This is a genomic window from Ancylobacter tetraedralis (genome assembly GCF_014195655.1).
Taxonomy (GTDB): domain Bacteria; phylum Pseudomonadota; class Alphaproteobacteria; order Rhizobiales; family Xanthobacteraceae; genus Ancylobacter; species Ancylobacter tetraedralis.
Genome location: NZ_JACICD010000001.1, coordinates 986,949 through 1,007,624, shown reverse-complemented (window position 1 = coordinate 1,007,624; position 20,676 = coordinate 986,949). Strand labels below are relative to the sequence as shown.

Here is a 20,676-nt window from a genome sequence, read left to right as displayed (position 1 = left end):
TCGCCACACGAAACTGATACATGACCGCGGACCCGAAGGCTCCCACCGGGGCCGATCGGTTCGCCCGATCATGATCTAATTCGCCGTTCCTAACATGGCGTTGATGCCGGCAGGCCCGAGATGAGCACGTTCCGATCCGATTTCCTCCGCACCCTCGACGAGCGCGGCTTCATTCATCAGATTTCCGATGAGGAAGGCCTCGACAAGCTGTTCGCGACGGAGACGGTGACGGCCTATATCGGCTTCGATCCCACCGCGCCCAGCCTGCATGCGGGCGGCCTGATCCAGATCATGATGCTGCACTGGATGCAGGCGACCGGTCATCGCCCGGTCTCGCTGATGGGCGGCGGCACCGGCATGGTGGGCGATCCCTCCTTCAAGGATGACGCCCGCCAGCTGATGACGGTCGACACCATCGAAGCCAACATCGCCTCGATCAAAAAGGTGTTTGCGAACTACCTCGCCTATGGCGAGGGCCCGCGCGACGCGCGGATGATCAACAATGCCGACTGGCTGCGCGATCTCAACTACCTCGAATTCCTGAGGGATGTCGGCCGCCATTTCTCGGTCAACCGCATGCTGTCCTTCGACAGCGTGAAGACCCGGCTGGATCGCGAGCAGTCGCTGTCCTTCCTCGAATTCAACTACATGATCCTGCAGGCGTACGACTTCGTCGAGCTGAACAAGCGCTACGGCGTGCGTTTGCAGATGGGCGGCTCCGACCAGTGGGGCAACATCGTCAACGGCATCGATCTCGGCCACCGCATGGGCACTCCCCAGCTCTACGCGCTGACTTCGCCGCTGCTCACCACGGCCTCGGGCGCCAAGATGGGCAAGTCGCTGAACGGCGCGGTGTGGCTGAACGCCGACATGCTGGGCGCCTACGAGTTCTGGCAGTACTGGCGCAACACCGAGGATGCCGACGTCTCGCGCTTCCTCAAGCTCTACACCACGCTGCCGATGGACGAGATCGCGCGGCTGTCGACGCTGGCCGGCTCCGAGATCAACGAGGTCAAGAAGATCCTCGCCACCGAGATCACCGCCATGCTGCACGGCCGCGCCGCCGCCGAGGCGGCCGCCGAAACGGCCCGCAAGACCTTCGAGGAAGGCGGCCTCGCCGCGGACCTGCCGAGCGTCGAGGTGGGTTCGGTCGAACTGGAAGCGGGCATCGGTGTGCTTGCGGCCTTCGCCGAGAAGGCCGGGCTGGTTGCCTCCAATGGCGAGGCGCGCCGGCAGGTCAAGAGCGGCGGGCTCAAGGTGAACGACGTCGTCGTCACCGACGACAAGCAGGTGCTGACCCCTCGCGACCTTACGCCGGAGGGTGTGATCAAGCTCTCCTTCGGCAAGAAGAAACACGTGCTGCTGCGGCCTGCCTGAACGGCGGCGCCCGACATCTCCCCCCGCGACGGTGCTGCTGGATGCCGTCTTGATCAGGAAGCCTTGCGCGGCCTGATTTGGCGGCGCCGGAGGCCTTGGCGCCGCAGGTCTTGGAGCCGCAGGTCTTGGAGCCGCGTGTATTGGCGCCGCGGGTATTGGCGCCGCGGGTATTGCCCGAGACGACAGAGTGGCGTGAGCGCGCGATAGCCGCCGGCCGGCCGCCGGCTGCCGGCTGCCGCCTGGAAACATGCTCACTTCCAAGACCTTCGGGAGTTTTTCGGTGAGATCGATTCAACCGATCGACATCAACCGCAAGCAGCGGGCCGACGCTCCCGAACGCCGCGACATCGGGCATCCCTGCGAGGGCCGTCCCACGGTGGCTGGCCGCCGGCGCTCCGCCTGGAAGCGCCAGCGCACTTCAACGTGAATTCCGGTTCACCCGAAATGCTCCAGGTTCATGTCTTGACGCGTTTTCTTCACGCGAACCGGAACCCGCTTCGCGCGAAAACGCTCTACCGGGTCGGCACCGGCACCAGCGCTGGCGGCGTCGGGTCGGGCGCCTGGCGGAATTCGAAGATCTTGCGCAGGAAGCCGGGCGCAACAGCCGAAATCGGGTTTACCCGCAGGGTCGGCCCATTGAGCGGCCCGACCACCTCATAGGTCACGCCGACCAGCCCCTCATTGGGCCCGCCGCCCAGCAGGAAGCCAAGCACCGGCAGCCGGCTGAACAGGTTGTTCAGGCCATAGGCCGGGACATAGGTGCCGCGCACCGAGATCCGGTCATTGGCGAAATCGAGGTTGCCGTCGAAGGTGGAACCGATGGCCGGCCCCCAGATGGCGCCGTCGCGAATGTCGAGTTGCTCGGCCGTGCGGGTGAATTCCACCTGCAGCTTCTGGAAGGCGATGGCCGAGCCCGGCGAAGGTCGCCCGTCGCCGCGCGCGGGGGCGGCGGCGATCAGCCGGTCGAGCCCCGGCTCGCCGCGTATCACGAAGTCGCGCATGTTGATGACGCCGGCCTGCGGCGCGCCATCGCCGCGCGGCGCGTCGACATCGAGCCACAGGTCGCCGCCATAGATGCGGGGATAGAGATTGACGAAGCGCAGCAGCGCGCCGGCATCGCTGGTCGCCACGCGCAGCCTCGGCTGGCCGCCATTGGCGATGAGATCGCCGTTCACCGCCCCGCCACGCCCCACCAGGGCACCCAGCGAGAAGGCGGTGAGGTTGCCGCCCCGCCGCGACAGCTTGAGCACGGCGTTGCGCAGGGTTTCACCGCTATTGCCGACCACGACGTCGAGATTCACGTCGAGATCCACGTCGAATGGCTTGTCGTTCTTGCGCCCGGCGATCGGCGCCTGCAGCAAGTTCTTGAGGAAGGCGCGCGCCTCGATGATCTCGCCGCGCACGGTGAGGCGCAACACGCCGTCCGAATTGTCCGCCTTCACGCTGGCCTTGTCGCCGTCGGAGAGCTGGAAGGTGGGGAGATAGGCGGAGACGAGCCCCGCCTTGGCATCGAGTTCCAGCGTGCCGCGAATATCGACGCCCTGCCCGCTGATCACCAGATTCTCGAACTTGGTGCCGTTGCTGGTCGAGGAGGCCTTGGCGGTCAGGCGCGCCGGGCGTCCCGGCGGCTTCGACCAGCCGGGCACGAGTTCGGCCAGACGCGCACCTGTGAGATCGACATCGACATCGGCGACCCGACTCTTCGGGCCGATCGTCCCCGTGAGCTTGACGCCGATCGAGCCCGACACGCCGGCCAGTTCAAGATTGAGCTTGGTGCGCGCGGCGTCATCCAGCGTCGCCGCCAGCACGAAGGTGGGATCGCCGGTCTTGGGCCGGGTGAACTCGAAGCTTGCCGGCGCGCCGCCGATCTTGCCCTCGCCGCGCAGCACCGTGGCCGCAGGCGTCATGAAAGCCCTGACGCTCGCGTCATCCAGCGTCTGGCCCAGAAAGACCTTGTCGGCGGTGAAATTGGTGAGATCGGCGTCGAAGGCGTAGTCGACATCGGCGGGGGTGATGTGGTCCGACAGCTTGATGTTGACCTGCGCGGTGCCGGTGAGCGTGCCATGCACCGATTCAGGATCGATCTGCTCGTTCGACACCCCCCGCAGGGGCGGCATCGAGGCCAGTTCGACCGCGGCGGAAGCGGGGCCGTCGAGCGACACCACCACCTTCGCGGGCGGAAAAAGCATCGCCGTCTCCGGCACGTCGAACACCACGTTGGAGAGGTTCATGTGCCGGCCTTCGGGCGTGTCCACCGTGCCGTTGGTCGCCGTGACATGGGTGCTGCGGGCATCGACGCGCACCGCGACGTCGGCGCCGCGGATCGCCGGCAGTTCCGGGACCGGCTGCAGCCTGGCGCCGGTGCCCTGGATATTGATGGCGATCGATTCGGGCGGCAGCTTGATCTGCGGGTTGCCGATGGCGCGCAGCGGCATATTCAGCGCGATGTCGGCCTTCGTCACGTCGCCGGCGATGACATGCTCGCCCACCCATTTGCGCACGTCCGGCGCCGCCGTGATCGGCCACATGCGCTTGAGCGCATTGACCGGCAGCGACGTCATGTTGGCAGTGAGCGAAAAGAACGGATCGGCCGCGCCGAGGTCGAGCACAAGGCCCAGCGTCATGCCGCCCTGCGGCCCCTTGAGCGTGCCGGGCAGCACGGTGAAACGGCGGTTCGCCAGATCGATCTGGCCTTCGAGCGCGACATTGTCGAGCACGAAGGGCGGCTCCTTCTCCGCGTAGGGGCCGCCGCCGGCGAAATTCGCGGTCGCCGAATCGATCTTGATCCGCCACACGCCGTCATCCGTACTGCCGTTGACGACGGCGACGATCTGGGTGGCGAACGGCCCCGCCTTGATGCTGACAGGCTGGAGATTGATCACATGCAGCGCCGGATCGAAATGGAAGGCCACCGAGGCCTCGTCGAGCCGGAACCGGCTGGCCTTGTCGGTGCCAAGCTGCACGTCACCGGCGCCGATGACCGCCCGTCCCTCGCTGGAGAGCAGCGTGCCGGCGGCATCGATATGAGCGGCGATGTCCAGCGACAGCGGCGAGGTGGCGACGAGGTCCGCGTCGGCCTTGCCCGCCGCGATCAGCAGATCGCGCGGCGACAGGTCGCGCAGGCGCAGGGCAACCGCGCGCTGCCCGTCCGCGAGGCCGCCGACGGTGGCCCGCGCCGACCAGCGTCCGCCGGTGCCGCCGGAGCCGAGGTCGAATGCCACGCCCCCCTCGGCCGGGCGCGACACCGAGATATCGATGTCGTCGAAGGTCCACTGGCGGCCGCTGATCTCGCTGCGCACCAGCAGGGTGCCGTCCTTGAGGCCGATCTGGTCGAGCACGCCGCCATCGAAGCCGCCGCGGTCGATGCCGTCGGCGATGGCGGCCAGCGCGGCAAAGCGCAGCGGCCCGCCGGCGGTCTGCCGGGCTGTCTCGCTGGCCGTGTCCCCGGCCGGTTTGCCGGCAGCCACCTCCGGCGAGGGGGGCGGCAATGTCGTCTTGCCGGGCGCGGCGCCCAGTGGGCGTCCACCTTCGGTGGAAATCGCGACGGCGCCGTCCTTGTCGATGACCACCGTGACCTTGACGCCGACCAGATCGACGCGGCGCGGACGCATGATCCAGGGCAGCAGCGAGTTCTGCATCTCCACTTCGGCCTGCGGCGCAAGGGCGATCACCTCGCCGGCGGGATCGCGCACGACGATGTTGCTGGCCTGCAGCAACATGCCGCCATCGCTGGCGCGCTCGGCCGTGATGGCGCCGATCTGCACGGTCTGGCCCGGCCCGAGGCGTGCTTCCAGCGCGCGCTCCACATAGGGCCGCGCCATGTCGACGGTAATGATGCCGGTCATGAAGAGGGCATAGATCACCAGGCTCGCGGCTATGGCGAGCCCGAACGTGCCGCCGGCCGACCAGCCGCAGACGCGCAGCCAGCGCGGCGCGCGCCGGGCACGCGCGGCGCGATGGGCCTCGCCGGGACGGCGAACCCGGAGCCGCTTGACGCCCCGCTTGGCGTGAGCATCCACTTTCCGCGACGTCGGCTCTTTCATGAACGGCTCGATTCCCCGCACGCTACGCCATCATGCCCACAGGCCACCGCCAGCGGCGACCCTTTTCGGCACCCGGCGCGATGCCGGGCGGTCAGCCGCTTGGTCGTGGCCAAACCAGCCGATCCATTTAAAACCCGCCGAAAGGAAGGCAAATGACAATCGCTGTCGGCAGTACCGCACCCGACTTCTCACTTACCACCGATACGGGGGAGAGCGTAGATCTCGCCGGATCGTTGGGTCACAAGCTCGTGCTGTATTTCTATCCCAAGGCGGGAACCCAAGGTTGCACCATCGAGGCGCATGACTTCAACCGGCTCAAATCCCAGTTCGACGCAGCGGACACGCGGGTGATCGGGGTCTCGCCTGATTCGGGCAAGGCGCTGGCGCGCTTTCGCGCCAAGGAAGGGCTGGACTTCGCGCTCGCTGGCGACGAGACGCACGGGCTGCTCGAAGCCTATGGCGTCTGGACCGAGAAAAGCATGTACGGCAAGAAATACATGGGGGTGGAGCGCACCACCGTGCTGATCGGCCGCGACGGCCGCATCGCCCGGATCTGGCCGAAGGTGAAGGTCGCCGGCCATGCCGAGGAAGTGCTGGCCGCGGCGCAGGCGCTATAGCCGCGCGCGCACCGGAGGCGGCGCCGGGAGCGCCGCCGCTGGGCTGCCGGGCTGCTCAGCTGCCGCGGCTCAGTCGACGTCGTCGATGCTCGCCGGGCCGCCGCCATAGGCGCGCTGGGCGAGCGCCGCTTCCATGAACGGGTCGAGATCGCCGTCCAGCACTTCCTGCGGGGTGCCGGAGGTGACGCCGGTGCGCAGGTCCTTCACCAGCTGATAGGGCTGCAGCACATAGGAGCGGATCTGGTGGCCCCAGCCGATATCGGTCTTGGCGGCCTGATCGGCGGCGGCCTGCGCCTCGCGCTTCTTCAGCTCCATCTCGTAGAGCTTGGCGCGCAGCATTTCCCACGCCGTGGCACGGTTCTTGTGCTGCGAGCGATCGCCCTGCGCCACCACGGCGATGCCGGTGGGGATGTGGGTGAAGCGCACCGCCGATTCGGTCTTGTTGACGTGCTGGCCGCCGGCGCCGCCCGAACGCATCGTATCGATGCGCAGGTCGCTTTCCTTGATGTCGACCACGATGCGATCGTCGATGACGGGATAGACGTCCACCGACGAGAACGAGGTCTGGCGCCGCGCATTCGAATCGAAGGGCGAGATGCGCACCAGCCGGTGCACGCCGCCCTCGGTCTTCAGCCAGCCATAGGCATTGTGGCCTTTCACGAGGATGGTGGCGGACTTGATGCCGGCGGTTTCACCGCCCGATTCGTCGACGATCTCCACCTTGAAGCCGCGACGCTCCGCCCAGCGCGTGTACATGCGCAGCAGCATCAGGGCCCAGTCCTGGCTGTCGGTGCCGCCGGCGCCGGCATGGACTTCGAGGTAGCTGTCATTGGCGTCGGCCTCGCCCGAAAGCAGCGCCTCCAGCTGGCGACGGGCGACCTCGGCCTTCAGCTTGGCGAGCGCTGCGGCGGCCTCGGCGACGATGCCCTCGTCGCCCTCCATCTCGCCCAGCTCGATGAGCTCGACATTGTCGTTCAGCTCGCGCTCGATCCGCTCCAGCGAATTGAGCCCGTCCTCCAGCGTGCCGCGCTCCTGCATCAGCTTCTGCGCGCGCTCGGGGTCGTTCCACAGGTTGGGGTCCTCGGCGAGCGCGTTGAGCTCGGCCAGGCGGGCCTTGGAACGGTCGAAATCGATGTGCTGCCGGAGCAGGCCGGCCGCTTCGCGGATTTCGTCGACGCTCGTGGCGAGCTCGGCGCGCATATTGGACACTCTCGGTGAGGACGGCAGAAGGCGGCGGAAAATAGAGACGTTGCGGGGGGCTGTAAACGCCCGCCACGCACAGACACCCCGCGAGGCACGCGATTACGCGGCGATCGCACCCGGCCCGAGCGTTTTGCGCGGGAGTGGATCGACCGTCGCGATTGGAAAGCAGCTCAGCTTATTGAATCCATAACGTTTTCTCATCGATCAGGTCGTTCCGTCCGATGAACAAGGGCTCTAGGCTGCTCCGCTCAAATGGAGACTGGCCAATGCGCCTCATCGGTATGCTCGATTCTCCCTATGTCCGCCGGGTGGCGATTTCGCTCACCCTGCTCGATCTCCCCTTCACGCACGAATCGGTCTCCGTGTTCCGTCACTATGACCATTTCGCCGGCATCAACCCGGTGGTGAAGGCCCCGACGCTTGTCACCGATGACGGCGTGGTGCTGATGGAGTCGACGCTGATCCTCGAACATGTCGAGCGGCTGGCCGATCCGGCGCGCACGCTCGTCCCGGGGGAGATCGGCCGGCACGCGCAGCACCAGCGCATTGTCGGCCTCGCGCTCGCCACCTGCGAGAAGGCGGTGCAACTCGTCTACGAACACCAGCTGCGCCCGGCCGAGAAGCAGCACGCCCCCTGGATCGAGCGCGTGCGCGGCCAGCTTCTCGCCGCCTGCCGCCTGCTGGAGGACGACGTCGCCGGCCGTTCGGGCTGGCTGCTGGAGGATCGCCCCTCGCAGGCGGACATCACCACTGCCGTGGCCTTCACCTTCACGCGCAACATGCTGCCGGACATGGTCGGCGCGGGCGTTTTCCCCGCGCTCGACGCCTTCACCGCCCGCGCCGAGGCACTGCCGGCCTTTCGCGCCGCCCCCTATGATGGCTGAGGCGGCGGTCCGGGAAGCCGCTGGGTGGGCGGGCTTCAGTAGAGCCCGCCGGTTCCGCTGCCGCCGATGGCGCGGTCGGCCTCCGGCGTCACGCCGAGCGGCTTGCCCGACGAATCGCTCGCGCCGATCACCGAATAGCTGTCCGGCGGCGCGGTGCCGGGCTTGAACGCCTCGAGGATCGAGTTCTCGCCCGGGCCGGCGCGCAGGCCTGTCTTGGGGTTGATGCGGATCAGCTTGATGCCCGGCGGCACGCGGAACGGAACGGCCGGACGGTCGGCCAGCGCCACCTGCATGAAATCGCGCACCACCGGCGCGGCGATGAGGCCGCCGGTCGAGCCCTTGCCCATGGGCTTGGGGGTATCGAAGCCGAGATAGACCGCCACCACCATGTCCGGCGTGAAGCCGACGAACCAGGCGTCCTTTTCCTCGTTGGTGGTGCCGCTCTTGCCGGCGACAGGCTTGCCGAGCGCCTTCAGCGCCGTGCCGGTGCCGCGCTGCACCACGCCTTCCATCATGCCGACCATCTGATAGGCGGTCATCGGATCCAGCACCTGCTCGCGACGGTCGATCAGGGTCGGCTCGGGCTGGTCCTGCCATTGCGCGGCATCGCAGCCGCGGCATTCGCGCTCGTCATGCTTGTAGATGGTCTTGCCGTAACGGTCCTGCACGCGGTCGATCAGCGTCGGCTTCACCTTCTTGCCGCCATTGGCGAAGATCGAATAGCCTCCCGCCATGCGCAGCACGGTGGTCTCGCCGGCGCCGAGCGACATGGAGAGCACCGGCAGCAGATTGTCGACCACGCCGAAGCGCTTGGCGTAATCGACGATGATCGGCATGCCGAGATCGTTGGCGAGCCGCACCGTCATCACGTTGCGCGATTGTTCGAGGCCGAAGCGCAGCGTCTGCGGGCCATAGAACTTGCCGGAATAGTTCTCCGGCCGCCATGTCGCCTGCCCCGCCTGGTTGAGTTCGAACGGCGCGTCGAGGACCACGCTGGAGGGCGTGTAGCCATTGTCGATCGCCGAGGCGTAGACGAAGGGCTTGAAGGACGAGCCCGGCTGGCGCTGGGCCTGCGTGGCGCGGTTGAACTGGCTTTCGTCGAAGGAGAAGCCGCCGGCCATGGCGAGCACGCGGCCCGTCCAGGGGTCCATGGCGACCAGCGCGCCCTCGATGCGAGGCTCCTGCCGCAGGCGCCACTGGTCCGGCTTGCCGTCGACCGGCTCGACATAGATTACGTCGCCCGGCTTCAGCACGCTGGCGACGCCCTGCTTGTTGCCGCGCACCGCCCATTTGGCGCCGTCCGCGGTGATCACGCCGACCTCGCGCTGGGTGGCGAGCACGCCGGAGCGGTCACGCTGCGGCTGCAGGCCGATGCGCGCGCTCTGCGCATCCGATTCCAGCACCACGGCGAGGCGCCAGGGAATATCGGTGAAGGTGCGCACATCGGCGAGGCGCGCGCCCCAGTCGCCGCCGGTATCGATGCGGGAGACGGCGCCGTGCCAGCCGCGCTGCTCGTCATAACGGGTCAGCCCGTCGAGCAGCGCCTTCTTGGCGGCCTGCTGCAGCTTGGGATTGAGCGTGGTGCGCACCGAGAGGCCGCCGCCATACAGCTTGTCCTCGCCATAGCGCTCGAAGATCTCGCGGCGCACCTCCTCGGCGAAATATTCGGCCGAGAAGATATGCGCGCCGGTCGGGCGCAGGGTGACGGTGAGGTCGGTGGCCTTGGCTTCCTTCGCCTGCTCGGCGGTGATGTAGCCGTTCTCCTCCATGCGATCGATCACCCAGTTGCGGCGGTCGACGGCGGCCTCGTGGCGGCGGAACGGATGGTAATTGTTCGGGCCCTTCGGCAGGGCGGCGAGATAGGCCGCCTCGGCGATGCTCAGCTCGGCGACCGACTTGTCGAAATAGAGCAGCGAGGCGGCGGCCACGCCATAGGAGCCAATGCCGAGATAGATCTCGTTGAGATACAGTTCGAGGATCTTGTCCTTCGAATAGGTGCGCTCGATGCGCAGCGAGAGCAGCGCTTCCTTGACCTTGCGGTCGAGCGATACCTCGTTGGTGAGCAGGAAGTTCTTGGCCACCTGCTGGGTGATGGTGGAGGCACCCTGCGGGCGGCGGCCGGAGCCGTAATTCTGCAGGAACGAGTAGGCGGCGCGGCCGATGCCGGTCAGGTCGATGCCGCCATGGGAATAGAAATTCTTGTCCTCGGCCGAGATGAAGGCTTCCTTCACCAGGTCGGGAATGTTCTGGATCGGAAGGTAGAGCCGCCGCTCACGGGCATATTCGGCCAGCAGCGCGCCATCCGCCGCGTGGATGCGCGTCATCACGGGCGGCTCGTAGTTCTGGAGCTGCGTGTAGTCCGGCAGGTCCTGGGAAAACTTCCATACGAAGTACCCGGCTACCGCGCCACCGACGACAAACACAATCGTACCGAGGGCGAACATAAAGCCCAAGAACCGCAGAAGCAGCCGCATGCGGCCGTGCCCCCTAAAGCTGGGACAGCGGCCGCGCGAAACGCGCGGCGTGTCCGATTACCTGACGTCGCCCGGGTCCCCGTGTGGGGGGCAACTATGGCCTAATCGCGGCCGGGGCGGGCTTCGCGCCACCGGCGGATTCTCCGGCGGTACGATCCATGCTTGCCGGCATGGCCCCCGGGTGCGCTTCGCCCGGCTTCTGCGCCGCGAAATAGGCCTCGATGGCCGCCACCATGGCATCGGTCACATTAGACTGCCAGTCGGGCGATGTCATGAGTTCGAGGTCCTTGGCGCTCGAGAGATAGCCGAGCTCGAACAGCACGGAGGGCACGTCGGGCGCCTTCAGTACCTTGAAGCCGGCCGATTTCAGCGGCGATTTGTGCAACCGCGCCGCCTCCGACACGTTGCCTGCCAGCGTGCGGGCGAACTGGGCGGAAAAGTTGCGCGTCTCGCGCTGGGCGAGGTCGAACAGGATGCCGGCCACGTCGGCCGGTTCGTCGGAAAGGTCGAGCCCGACGATCATGTCCGCCTTGTTCTCCGAATCGGCGAGGCGCTGGGCTTCCGCGTCGGAGGCGCGGTCGGAGAGCGTGTAGATGGTGCCCCCGCGCACGCCACCGTCGCGGGCGGAGAGCGAATCGGCATGCAGCGAGATGAACAGCCGCGCGCCGCTCTCGCGCGCGAAGCGCACGCGCTGGCCCAGAGCGACGAAAGTGTCGTCGTTGCGGGTCATCAGCGCGCGGTAATGACCGGTGCGGTCCAGCTTCTCGTGCAGCAGGCGGCCGATCGCCAGCACCACATCCTTCTCCGTGACGCCGAAGGCTGTGTTCACCGCACCCGAATCGATGCCTCCATGGCCGGGATCGATGACGATCACCGGCCGCGTGTCGCCAGCCGCGGAGGCTTCGGACTTCGGCGCCGGCGGCTCTTCAGCCGAGCGCAGGGGCGCGGCGACATGCTTGAGGAAGGTGGGGCGGTCGGTCTTGACGAGGTCGACCACGAGGCGCGCCGGTTGCCCGTCCATGGGTTCGAGCACGAAGGCCTTGTCGATCGTCACCGGGCCGGAGAGGTCGAGCACGATGCGCGCCTTGCCGGGAGCGAACAGGCCGAAGCGATAGGCGGTGACCAGCCCCCGCCCCTCCTGCCCGGCCGAGGCGGGCAGCGTGAAGATGACATCGGGCACGTCCACCACGACGCGATACGGGTCGGCGAGCGTGAAGGCGCCCAGCGGGACGGCGCGAGAGAGGTCGACCACGAGACGGGTACGCTCGCCATCGCCGGCCAGCCGCGCATCGGTGGCGACGGCGGGTTCCTGCGCCTGCGCCGGCTGCCGCCCCGCCCAGGGCAGCACCAGAAACACCAGCACCAGAAACGCCAGCACCAGCAATGCCCGCACCGACCCGATCATCGCGTCACGCCACTTCATCGTCTGTTGTCCGGCTCCTGCTGGCGCGTGTCGGGCATAGGCGGCGAAATGGCCCAGAGTTGGGCCGCTTCATATGCATTAGGAACCGACGGTTAACCTTTCGTTGCCCCCGGCACCACGACGCGACTCGCGGGCGCCGCAGGGCGGGCCGACGGGGTGCCGGCGCGAACGCTTGCACAGCGCGCAGGCGCGGCGCAATCGGATCACGCGCGATCTGGGACGCGATGGAGACGCAATCCTTGCCAAATCGTCACGCATGCCGCTATTAAGGGCATGCATATGGTTCGCATTTCCGGGTCGCTCGCTTGACTCCCGGCTTGCGCGGCCCGTCGGCGTTGGGCGATCCAGCAATGGGGATGCCCGGCACCGTCACGATCGGCCCATGGCGATCGGCCCCATGACGACCTGCCCCCGAGGGGGCGGACCTGGGGCGGACCCGCAAGGGTGCGTGACCGTGCCGTGAGCCATCGCGCTCCATTCGCCCTCGGAATCGCGCCCGGCCGACGTCGTTCACGGGCATCGGACGCGGCATCAGGCGCCTGCTTCGTGTCGGGCGCGCCCGCGGATTTCGCCGCCATGTGTCTTGAGCCGGATCGCCCGCGGTCGCGGCTTGTCCTGTTCGGTCGAGGAAATGGACGGCACCATACGATGACGCGTCAGCCGGCAAGTGCGGAACATATGCGGGACGGCCTCCGCCGTCGTGCATGTGACCGCCGGGCGGCGTCAGGCCGGTTCCCCCAGCACCACGTCGACCAGGCAAGGCTTCCCTATTCCCACCTCCCTGACCGGTTTTCGGTCACCGCTTACAGGCGCGGCCCCGATCGTCGGGCGTCCCTTGCGACGTCGACGCTGCCGCATATGAGAGTTCAATGGCCAACAAGATGCTCATCGATGCCACCCACCCGGAGGAGACCCGGGTGGTGGTGGTGCGCGGCAGCCGAGTCGAGGAATTCGACTTCGAGGCCGCCAACCGCAAGCCGCTGCGCGGCAACATCTATCTCGCGAAGGTAACGCGGGTCGAACCGTCCCTGCAGGCCGCCTTCATCGAATATGGCGGCAACCGGCATGGCTTCCTCGCCTTCAGCGAGATCCATCCCGATTATTACCAGATCCCGGTCGCCGACCGGCAGGCGCTTCTCGCCGAGGAAGAGCGCCAGCAGCGCAAGGACGCCGAGGACGAGGGCGAGGAGAAGCCCAAGGCCCGCTCCCGCCGTCGCGGCGCCGCCAAGTCGTCCGGCGATGACGAGACCGTCTCCGAGGAGGCCGGCACCGACGATTCCGGCGAGACCAGCGAAGAGACCGAGCGCGTCCCCGCCCGCCGCTCGCGGCGCCGTCCGTCCTCGGACGATGAAGGTGGCGGCGGCGAGGTCGAGGAGATCGCCGGCGAGGAAGACATCGTCGACGAGGTCGGCTCGGACGACGCGCTGGAGGAAGTGCCCGAGCGCGCCGCGCCGCGCACCCGCGCCCGCACCTACAAGATCCAGGAGGTGATCAAGCGCCGGCAAATCATGCTGGTGCAGGTCGTGAAGGAAGAACGCGGCAACAAGGGCGCCGCGCTCACCACCTATCTGTCGCTCGCCGGCCGCTATTCCGTGCTGATGCCCAACACCGCGCGCGGCGGCGGCATCTCCCGCAAGATCACCTCGGCCGAGGATCGCAAGCGCCTGAAGGAGGTCGCCTCCGACCTCGAAGTGCCGGAGGGCATGGGCGTCATCCTGCGCACCGCCGGCGCCAACCGCACCAAGCCGGAAATCAAGCGCGACTTCGAGTATCTCCTGCGCCTGTGGGAGAATGTGCGCGAGCTGACGCTGGGCTCGACCGCGCCCTCGCTGGTCTATGAGGAAGGCTCGCTGATCAAGCGCTCGATCCGCGACCTCTACAACAAGGACATCGATGAAGTCCTCGTGCAGGGTGACGAGGGCTATCGCGAGGCCAAGGACTTCATGCGCATGCTCATGCCGAGCCATGCGAAAAACGTGAAGATCTACAAGGACCTGCAGCCGGTGTTCACCCGCTTCGGGGTGGAGAGCCAGCTCGACGCGATGTTCCTGCCGCAGGTGCAGCTGAAGTCCGGCGGCTACCTCGTCATCAACCCGACCGAGGCGCTGGTCTCCATCGACGTGAACTCGGGTCGCTCGACCCGCGAGCACAATATCGAGGACACCGCGCTCAAGACCAACATGGAGGCGGCCGAGGAAGTCGCCCGCCAGCTGCGCCTGCGTGACCTTGCCGGCCTCGTCGTGATCGATTTCATCGACATGGACGAGAAGCGCAACAACCGTTCGGTCGAGCGCAAGCTCAAGGACTGCCTGAAGAACGATCGCGCGCGCATCCAGCTTGGCCGGATCTCGCATTTCGGCCTGATGGAGATGAGCCGCCAGCGCATCCGCACCGGCGTGCTGGAGAGTTCCACCGAGGTCTGCCCGCATTGCGGCGGTACCGGCCATGTGCGCTCCTCGCCCTCCGTCGCGCTGCAGCTGCTGCGCGCCGCCGAGGACACGCTGCAGCGGTCCAACGCCTATAATCTCATCGTGCGCACCCGCACCGAGAACGCGCTCTACGTGCTCAACCACAAGCGCGCGCATCTGCACGAGCTGGAAGAGCGCTTCGGCGTGGTCATCACCATCAGTGCCGATCCGACGCTGACCGGCCTGACCCCGTTCGCGGTCGACCGCGGCGAGGCGATCGCCAACCCGATCCCGATGCCGCGGCCGCCCGAACTGGTCGTCGAGCCGGAAGACGAGATCGAGCCGGTGGCGGCCGAGGAGCCGGAAGAGCTGGAGGAGGCTGTCGAGGAAGAGGTTCGCGAGAGCCGGCCCGAGGCGCCCCCCGCGGCAGGCGAGGCCGGCGAGGCCGCACAGGGCGACGGCAACCGTCGTCGTCGGCGGCGGCGGCGGCGGCGGCGCGGCGGTCCGAACGGCAATCGCCCGGAGGAGAACGGTTCCGGCGAGGCGGATGGCGATTCCGCAGGCGCGGAATTCGAGGATGACGGCGACGAGGCTGAGGAAGCCGCGGACGGCGAAGCCCGCGAGCTCGTTGCCTCCGAATCGGGCGAGACCGATGTGGCGGCGGCGGATGTGACCGCCGAAGCCCCGGTTGCCGGCGAAGCCGCCGAGCAGGCGCTGGAACTCGTGGAAACCGCCACGGCTTCCTCCGAGCCCGTGGCGGCCGTCGACGCCGGCCCGGTGTCGACCGAAGCCCCGACCGAGGAGGCCCAGACCGAGCAAGCCACGGTCGTCGACGCGCCTGTCGACGTTCCCGCAGCCGAGGAAGCCCCCGCCGAGGACGACAAGCCGCGCCGTGGTCGTCGTGGTGGACGCCGGACGCGCGCCAAGGCAACGGAGGAAGCTGTCGCCGGGGACGCGGCGGCCGAGGTTCCCGCCGCCGAGGCGGCCACGCCGGATGCAGCCAAGTCCGAGGAGGCCAAGTCTGAAGAGGCCAAGTCCGAAGAGGCAAAGCCGGCGGAGCCCAAGCCGCGCCGTCGCCGCTCCACCGTGCGCGAACGTGCCCCGGTGATCGCGGCCGAGGCGGTGGAAGCCGTCGTGTCGGAAGCGGTTGCGGGCGAGACGGCGGCGGTTGTCGACGCTCCGGCTTCCGAGACCATGATCGCGGAAGCTGGGGTGACGGAAGCTGCTGCCGCCGAAAGCGCGCCGGCGCATGACGCGCCTGCCGAAGAGGCGGGACACGAGGCGCCCCCGGCTGCCTCGTCGCCCGTCGAGACGGAGAACGCGACCGCGAGCCCGGACGCACCGCCGGCGGATGACCCCGATCGCCCGCGCCGCACCGGCTGGTGGCAGCGCAAGATCTTCGGCGAGTGACGCGCGATTTCGCCTGACGACAAAGGAACGCCCCGCCTCGCGCGGGGCGTTCTGCGTTTGAGGCCTCAGCCGCGACGCAGGAAATCGCCGATCCGCTCCACCGCCTCGCGCATTTCCTCGGCAGCCCCGGCATAGGACAGGCGCAGATAATGCTGGCCGCGATGCGGGTCGAAATCGACGCCGGGCGTCGTCGCCACATGCGCCTCATCCAGCAGGCGGCGGGCCAGGGCGGCGGAATCGTCCGAAAAGCGGGACACATCGGCATAGAGATAGAACGCGCCGTCGACCGGCAGGAATTCCGGCAGGCCGGCCTCGGGCAGACCGCCGGTGAGGATCAGCCGGTTGGCCTCGTAGCCGTGCTTCACCGCCTCCATCTCCGCCGCGCCGTCGAAGGCCGCCTCGGCCGCGACCTGCGAGAGCGTGGGCACGGAGATCATGAGGTTCTGCTGCAGGCGCTCCACCGCGCGCACCAGCGGCTGCGGCATCACCATCCAGCCGACGCGCCAGCCGGTCATGCAGAAATATTTCGAGAAGGAGTGGATCACCGTCGCGTTCGGACTGATCGCCGCGGCCGTGGCGGCGGGGAAGGCATAGTCCAGCCCGTGATAGATCTCGTCGGAGATGAAGCGGATGCCGAGCCCCTCAGCGGTGGCGATGAGTTCCGCCAGCGCCTCCGGGCGCATCATCGTGCCGGTGGGATTGGCCGGGCTCGCCACCAGCACGCCCTTGAGCGGCGCGCTCGCATGCGCCTGGGCCAGCGCCTCGGGCGTGATAACCCAGCGCGAGGCGGCATCGGTTTCGATCAGCACCGGCTCGCAGCCCAGCGCGGTGAGGATATGGCGATAGGGCGGATAGCCCGGATTGGCGATCGCCACCCGGTCCCCCGGCTCGAACAGCGCGAGGAAGGCCAGCAGGAATCCGGCGGACGAGCCCGTCGTCGCCACCACCCGCGCCGGATCGATGTCGACATCGTAGGTTTCCCCGTAATGGCGGGCGATGCGGGCGCGCAGCGAGGGAAGGCCGAGCGCGGTGGTGTAGCCGATCCGCCCGTGGTCCAGCGCGCGACGTGCCGCCGCCCGCGCGCTGTGGGGCGCGGGGGCGGCCGGCTGGCCCACCTCCATGTGGATGACATGCCCACCCGCCGCCTCGATCCGGGCGGCGCGCTCCATCACGTCCATCACGATGAAGGGAGCGATCTCGCTGCGGCGCGAGGCGCGCGCGAGAATCTCCGCCATTGCGGCTGCGGTGGGCACGTCGTTTGGCGTAATCGCGGGCTTCATGTTGCTCAACCTTGCGGGACCGCCGCATCCGCGCCGCAATCTCCGGCTGGTCTCGGCCCGTGTTCAATCGAAGATGATGACCGCACGGCTTGACGCTGCCGCCACGGCAGCGTCAGTTCCCCCGCAATCGCATGAAGCCGATGGATGATGCTTCTGGCCCGCCGTGACAACCCCTCGCTTGCGCGACGCGAGCCCCGCGCCCGCGCTGCACGCCCCGCGCGGCTGCGGCAGTTCGCCCTGCGCGCCGCGGGCGCGCTTGCCTGCCTTGCCACCGCCCTGCCCGCCGGGCCGGTGGCGGCGCAGCAGCGCCAGCCGACCATCATCCGCGACGCCGAGGTCGAATCGCTGCTGCGCGATTACACGCGCCCCATCTTCAAGGCGGCCGGGCTGCAGCAGCAGAACATCCAGATCGTCATCATCGGCGACGATTCCTTCAACGCCTTCGTCGCCGACGGCAAGCGCATCTTCATCAATACCGGCACCCTCAAGCAGTCCACCACGCCGGGCGAGGTGATCGGCGTGCTGGCGCACGAGACCGGCCACATCGCCGGTGGCCATCTCTCGCGCATGCGCCAGCAGCTGGAGACTGCGCAGACCGCGGCCATCGTCGCCATGCTGCTCGGGGTCGGTGCCGCGGCCGCCGGCGCCAGTTCCGGGGCGAGCGTCGGCAATGCCGCCGCCGGCGCGGTGCTTCTGCCGCAGGAGGTCGCCCGCCGCACGCTGCTCTCCTACCAGCGCAGCCAGGAACAGGCGGCCGACCGCTCGGCCGTCACCTATCTGGACGCCACCAAGCAGTCGGCCAAGGGCCTCCTCACCACGATGGAGCGGCTGCAGAACGACCAGATGTTCATCAGCCAGCGCATCGACCCCTACGTGCTCAGCCATCCGCTGGCGCGCGAGCGCGTCGCGGCGCTGGAGGACATCGCGCAGAAGAGCCCCTATTTCACGGCGAAGGATGCGCCGGCGCTGCAGGCGCGGCACGACATGATGCGTGCCAAGCTGGTGGGCTTCACACAATCCCCGGATTCGGTGAGCCGGGTCTATCCCGCCTCCAACACCTCGCTGCCGGCCCGCTATGCGCGGGCGATCTCGGCCTATCGCTTCGGCAGCATTCCCGATGCGCTCCGGCAGATCGACGCGCTGATCGCCGAGCAACCGGGCAATCCCTATTTCCATGAGATCAAGGGCCAGGCCCTGCTGGAGGCCGGGCGCGCCCGCGAGGCGGTGGCGCCGCTGCGCAAGGCGGTGAGCCTGTCCGACGGTAACCCGCTGATCCGCATGCTGCTCGGCCAGGCGCTGGTGGCCAGCAACGACAAGGCGACCATGGACGAAGCCGTGCGCGAGCTGAATTTCGGCCTGCAGCGCGAGCCCGCCTCCCCGCTCGGCTGGCGCTACCTCGCGATGGCCTATGGCCAGCGCGGCGACCTGCCCAATGCCGATCTGGCCTCGGCACAATCGGCGTTTCTGAACGGCGATTTCCGTCTGGCGCGCGAATTGGCCACCCGCGCCAAGGACAGGTTCCCACTCGGCTCACCCGGCTGGCTCAAAGCCGACGACATCCTGAACTACAAGCCGCCGCCGCAGCTGGTTCGCCGCTCGTCGACACCCTGAACCAGACGCGCTACAGCCCTCTCGCACCCTTTTCGACCGATCCGGAGATCACCATGCCGCCGCTGACCCTCATAAGCCGACTTGGCCGCGGCGTGCTCGCTGCCGCGCTCGCCCTCGGCATCGGCATCGCTCCGGCCGCCGCGCTGGACGATGCACAGCGCAAGGAATTCGAGACCGTCATCCGCGACTACCTGCTCAAGAACCCGGAAGTAATCCAGGAGGCGATCGGCGAATTGCAGAAGCGCCAGGCCGCCGTCGAGGCCGGCCAGCGCCAGCAGGCGCTCGCGGGGCTGAAGCCGCAGATCTTCGATTCCGCCCATGCCGTCACGATCGGCAACCCGAAGGGCGACATCACGCTGGTCGAGTTCTTCGATTACAATTGCGGCTACTGCAAGCACGCGCTGGCCGACATGCAGAAGCTGGTGCAGAACGACCCCAAGCTGCGGGTCGTGCTGAAGGAATTCCCGGTGCTCGGCCCGGGCTCGGTGGAAGCGGCACAGGTGGCGGTGGCCGTGCGCCTCCTCGCCCCGGACAAGTATTACGCCTTCCACCAGAAGCTGCTGGGCGATCGCGGCCAGGCCAACAAGGCCAAGGCGCTCGCCGTCGCCAGCGATCTCGGCATCGACACCGCCGCGATCGAGGCGAAGCTCACCGATCCGGAAATCAACGCCACGCTGCAGGAGAGCCTGAAGCTGGCGGATGCGCTCGGCATTGACGGGACGCCGAGCTACGTGGTCGGCGACACGGTCATCGTCGGCGCGGTCGGCCACGACCAGATCCGCAAGGCGCTCGATTCCGTGCGCAACTGCGGCAAGGCCCAGTGCTGAGCGCGGCCGGCAGCGAGCCGAATCGGATGTCGGGCACGCGAAATCGCGTGACGGCTGGGGTTAAGTGACCCGCGGCAAACGCAAGGGCTTGGCGCGCGTCACGTCCTTGCCTATAACCCCGCGTCGGTCCTTGCTCGGGCCGGTTGTCGCGAGAGTTCCCGAGGTGCAATGCCCGACACGGTGCATGTCCTGAACGGACCGAACCTGAACCTGCTCGGCACACGCGAGCCGGAGATCTACGGCCGTACGACTCTCGCCGACCTGGAAGCCGCCTGCCGCGACAGCTGCGAGCGGCACGGGCTCAATCTCGTTTTCCGCCAGACCAACCATGAGGGCGAACTCGTCACGCTGCTTCAGCAGGCGCGAGGATCGCTCGGGGTTGTGCTGAATGCGGCGGCCTATACGCACACTTCCATTGCCATCGCCGATGCGATCAAGGCCGTCGGCCTCAATGTCGTCGAAGTGCATCTTTCCAACGTTTTCGCGCGAGAACCCTTCCGCCATCATTCGTACATCTCGCCGGTCGCGCGCGGTGTCATCTGTGGCCTGGGGATCGACGGCTACCGGCTTGCAATCGACGCGCTTGCCGCGAGCCGCAACAGCTGAGGGGGGCGGGCAAGCGACCGTCACAGGACAATGATGAAGACAAGCAAGCCGAATATCGACCCCGCGCTCGTGCGCGAGATCGCCAATCTGCTGTCCGAAAGCGACCTGACCGAAATCGAGGTCCAGCACGAGGACCTGCGCATCCGCGTGGTTCGCGCGGCACCGACCGTCTATGCCACGGCGCCCGCTCCGGCTGTGGCGGCTCCGGCCCCCGTAGCAGCCCCGGTGGCCGTTGCCGCTCCGGCGACGAGCGCGGACCCGGCGAAGCATCCCGGCGTTGTGCCCTCGCCCATGGTCGGCACCGCCTATCTCTCGCCCGAGCCGGGTGCGCGCGCCTTCATCGAGGTCGGCACGGTGGTGAAGGAGGGCCAGACGCTCCTCATCGTCGAGGCGATGAAGACCATGAACGCCATTCCCGCGCCGCGCGCGGGCACCATCACCCGTATCCTCGTGGAAAACGCGCAGCCGGTCGAATATGGCGAGCCGCTCGTGATCATCGAGTGAGGGGCGTCT

The 20,676-nt window shown here is 68.0% G+C and carries 14 protein-coding genes; 9 read left to right on the top strand and 5 right to left on the bottom strand.

What is annotated here, in order from left to right; genetic code table 11:
* The first annotated feature begins 120 nt into the window (after positions 1–120).
* Positions 121–1,377 (top strand): tyrosine--tRNA ligase, encoded by a 1,257-nt coding sequence (tyrS, locus tag FHS55_RS04600; protein WP_183188442.1) that lies wholly within the window; start codon positions 121–123, stop codon positions 1,375–1,377.
* 280 nt (positions 1,378–1,657) lie between these two features.
* Positions 1,658–1,804 (top strand): hypothetical protein, encoded by a 147-nt coding sequence (locus tag FHS55_RS04595; protein ID WP_183188441.1) that lies wholly within the window; start codon positions 1,658–1,660, stop codon positions 1,802–1,804.
* 85 nt (positions 1,805–1,889) lie between these two features.
* Here the strand turns inward: FHS55_RS04595 and FHS55_RS04590 are convergent, their stop codons facing one another.
* Positions 1,890–5,420 carry a YhdP family protein gene (locus FHS55_RS04590; RefSeq protein ID WP_183188440.1) on the bottom strand — a complete coding sequence of 1,177 codons (3,531 nt, stop codon included), beginning with the start codon at positions 5,418–5,420 and terminating at the stop codon, positions 1,890–1,892.
* Positions 5,421–5,572: 152 nt separating this feature from the next.
* Here FHS55_RS04590 and FHS55_RS04585 point away from each other — a divergent pair, with 152 nt between their 5' ends.
* Positions 5,573–6,037 (top strand): peroxiredoxin, encoded by a 465-nt coding sequence (locus FHS55_RS04585; RefSeq protein ID WP_183188439.1) that lies wholly within the window; start codon positions 5,573–5,575, stop codon positions 6,035–6,037.
* A 69-nt stretch (positions 6,038–6,106) separates the two neighbouring features.
* Here the strand turns inward: FHS55_RS04585 and prfB are convergent, their stop codons facing one another.
* Positions 6,107–7,237 (bottom strand): peptide chain release factor 2, encoded by a 1,131-nt coding sequence (gene prfB / locus FHS55_RS04580; protein ID WP_183188438.1) that lies wholly within the window; start codon positions 7,235–7,237, stop codon positions 6,107–6,109.
* A gap of 269 nt (positions 7,238–7,506) precedes the next feature.
* On the opposite strand from prfB, the gene FHS55_RS04575 reads away from it, so the two are divergent.
* Complete coding sequence (locus FHS55_RS04575) at positions 7,507–8,124, top strand: glutathione S-transferase family protein (RefSeq protein ID WP_183188437.1); 618 nt, start codon at positions 7,507–7,509, stop codon at positions 8,122–8,124.
* A 35-nt stretch (positions 8,125–8,159) separates the two neighbouring features.
* On the opposite strand, the gene FHS55_RS04570 is transcribed toward FHS55_RS04575, so the two are convergent.
* Together FHS55_RS04570 and FHS55_RS04565 are read right to left on the bottom strand one after the other, a co-directional pair.
* Positions 8,160–10,598 carry a penicillin-binding protein 1A gene (locus FHS55_RS04570; protein WP_183188436.1) on the bottom strand — a complete coding sequence of 813 codons (2,439 nt, stop codon included), beginning with the start codon at positions 10,596–10,598 and terminating at the stop codon, positions 8,160–8,162.
* A 94-nt stretch (positions 10,599–10,692) separates the two neighbouring features.
* The gene (locus tag FHS55_RS04565; RefSeq protein ID WP_246339811.1) at positions 10,693–12,021 is read right to left on the bottom strand and encodes an N-acetylmuramoyl-L-alanine amidase; all 1,329 of its coding nucleotides are present in this window, start codon (positions 12,019–12,021) and stop codon (positions 10,693–10,695) included.
* Positions 12,022–12,890: 869 nt separating this feature from the next.
* Between FHS55_RS04565 and FHS55_RS04560 the strand changes: the two genes are divergently transcribed.
* Positions 12,891–15,839, top strand: a complete 2,949-nt coding sequence (locus tag FHS55_RS04560; protein ID WP_183188435.1) for an Rne/Rng family ribonuclease — start codon at positions 12,891–12,893, stop codon at positions 15,837–15,839.
* Between the two features lie 65 nt (positions 15,840–15,904).
* On the opposite strand, the gene FHS55_RS04555 is transcribed toward FHS55_RS04560, so the two are convergent.
* Positions 15,905–17,074, bottom strand: a complete 1,170-nt coding sequence (locus FHS55_RS04555) for a pyridoxal phosphate-dependent aminotransferase (RefSeq protein WP_183188655.1) — start codon at positions 17,072–17,074, stop codon at positions 15,905–15,907.
* 189 nt (positions 17,075–17,263) lie between these two features.
* Between FHS55_RS04555 and FHS55_RS04550 the strand changes: the two genes are divergently transcribed.
* The 4 genes from FHS55_RS04550 (at position 17,264) to accB (ending at position 20,667) form a co-directional block, all read left to right on the top strand.
* Positions 17,264–18,730 (top strand): M48 family metalloprotease, encoded by a 1,467-nt coding sequence (locus FHS55_RS04550; protein WP_246339810.1) that lies wholly within the window; start codon positions 17,264–17,266, stop codon positions 18,728–18,730.
* A gap of 53 nt (positions 18,731–18,783) precedes the next feature.
* Positions 18,784–19,557 carry a DsbA family protein gene (locus FHS55_RS04545; RefSeq protein ID WP_183188434.1) on the top strand — a complete coding sequence of 258 codons (774 nt, stop codon included), beginning with the start codon at positions 18,784–18,786 and terminating at the stop codon, positions 19,555–19,557.
* Positions 19,558–19,725: 168 nt separating this feature from the next.
* On the top strand, positions 19,726–20,163 hold the full coding sequence (gene aroQ, locus FHS55_RS04540; protein WP_183188433.1) for a type II 3-dehydroquinate dehydratase: 438 nt from the start codon (positions 19,726–19,728) through the stop codon (positions 20,161–20,163).
* Between the two features lie 33 nt (positions 20,164–20,196).
* Positions 20,197–20,667: an acetyl-CoA carboxylase biotin carboxyl carrier protein gene (gene accB, locus FHS55_RS04535; RefSeq protein WP_425485783.1), complete on the top strand. Its 471-nt coding sequence runs from the start codon at positions 20,197–20,199 to the stop codon at positions 20,665–20,667.
* Positions 20,668–20,676 lie beyond the last annotated feature (9 nt).

Excerpts from the sequence above, each read along its gene's own strand:
- accB (WP_425485783.1), top strand. The coding sequence starts at position 20,197 with ATGAAGACAAGCAAGCCGAATATCGACCCCGCGCTCGTGCGCGAGATC.
- FHS55_RS04570 (WP_183188436.1), bottom strand. The coding sequence starts at position 10,598 with ATGCGGCTGCTTCTGCGGTTCTTGGGCTTTATGTTCGCCCTCGGTACG.
- FHS55_RS04585 (WP_183188439.1), top strand. The coding sequence starts at position 5,573 with ATGACAATCGCTGTCGGCAGTACCGCACCCGACTTCTCACTTACCACC.
- tyrS (WP_183188442.1), top strand. The coding sequence starts at position 121 with ATGAGCACGTTCCGATCCGATTTCCTCCGCACCCTCGACGAGCGCGGC.
- FHS55_RS04555 (WP_183188655.1), bottom strand. The coding sequence starts at position 17,074 with ATGGCGGAGATTCTCGCGCGCGCCTCGCGCCGCAGCGAGATCGCTCCC.
- FHS55_RS04565 (WP_246339811.1), bottom strand. The coding sequence starts at position 12,021 with ATGAAGTGGCGTGACGCGATGATCGGGTCGGTGCGGGCATTGCTGGTG.
- FHS55_RS04545 (WP_183188434.1), top strand. The coding sequence starts at position 18,784 with ATGCCGCCGCTGACCCTCATAAGCCGACTTGGCCGCGGCGTGCTCGCT.
- FHS55_RS04575 (WP_183188437.1), top strand. The coding sequence starts at position 7,507 with ATGCGCCTCATCGGTATGCTCGATTCTCCCTATGTCCGCCGGGTGGCG.
- FHS55_RS04550 (WP_246339810.1), top strand. The coding sequence starts at position 17,264 with ATGATGCTTCTGGCCCGCCGTGACAACCCCTCGCTTGCGCGACGCGAG.
- FHS55_RS04590 (WP_183188440.1), bottom strand. The coding sequence starts at position 5,420 with ATGAAAGAGCCGACGTCGCGGAAAGTGGATGCTCACGCCAAGCGGGGC.
- prfB (WP_183188438.1), bottom strand. The coding sequence starts at position 7,237 with ATGCGCGCCGAGCTCGCCACGAGCGTCGACGAAATCCGCGAAGCGGCC.
- aroQ (WP_183188433.1), top strand. The coding sequence starts at position 19,726 with ATGCCCGACACGGTGCATGTCCTGAACGGACCGAACCTGAACCTGCTC.
- FHS55_RS04560 (WP_183188435.1), top strand. The coding sequence starts at position 12,891 with ATGGCCAACAAGATGCTCATCGATGCCACCCACCCGGAGGAGACCCGG.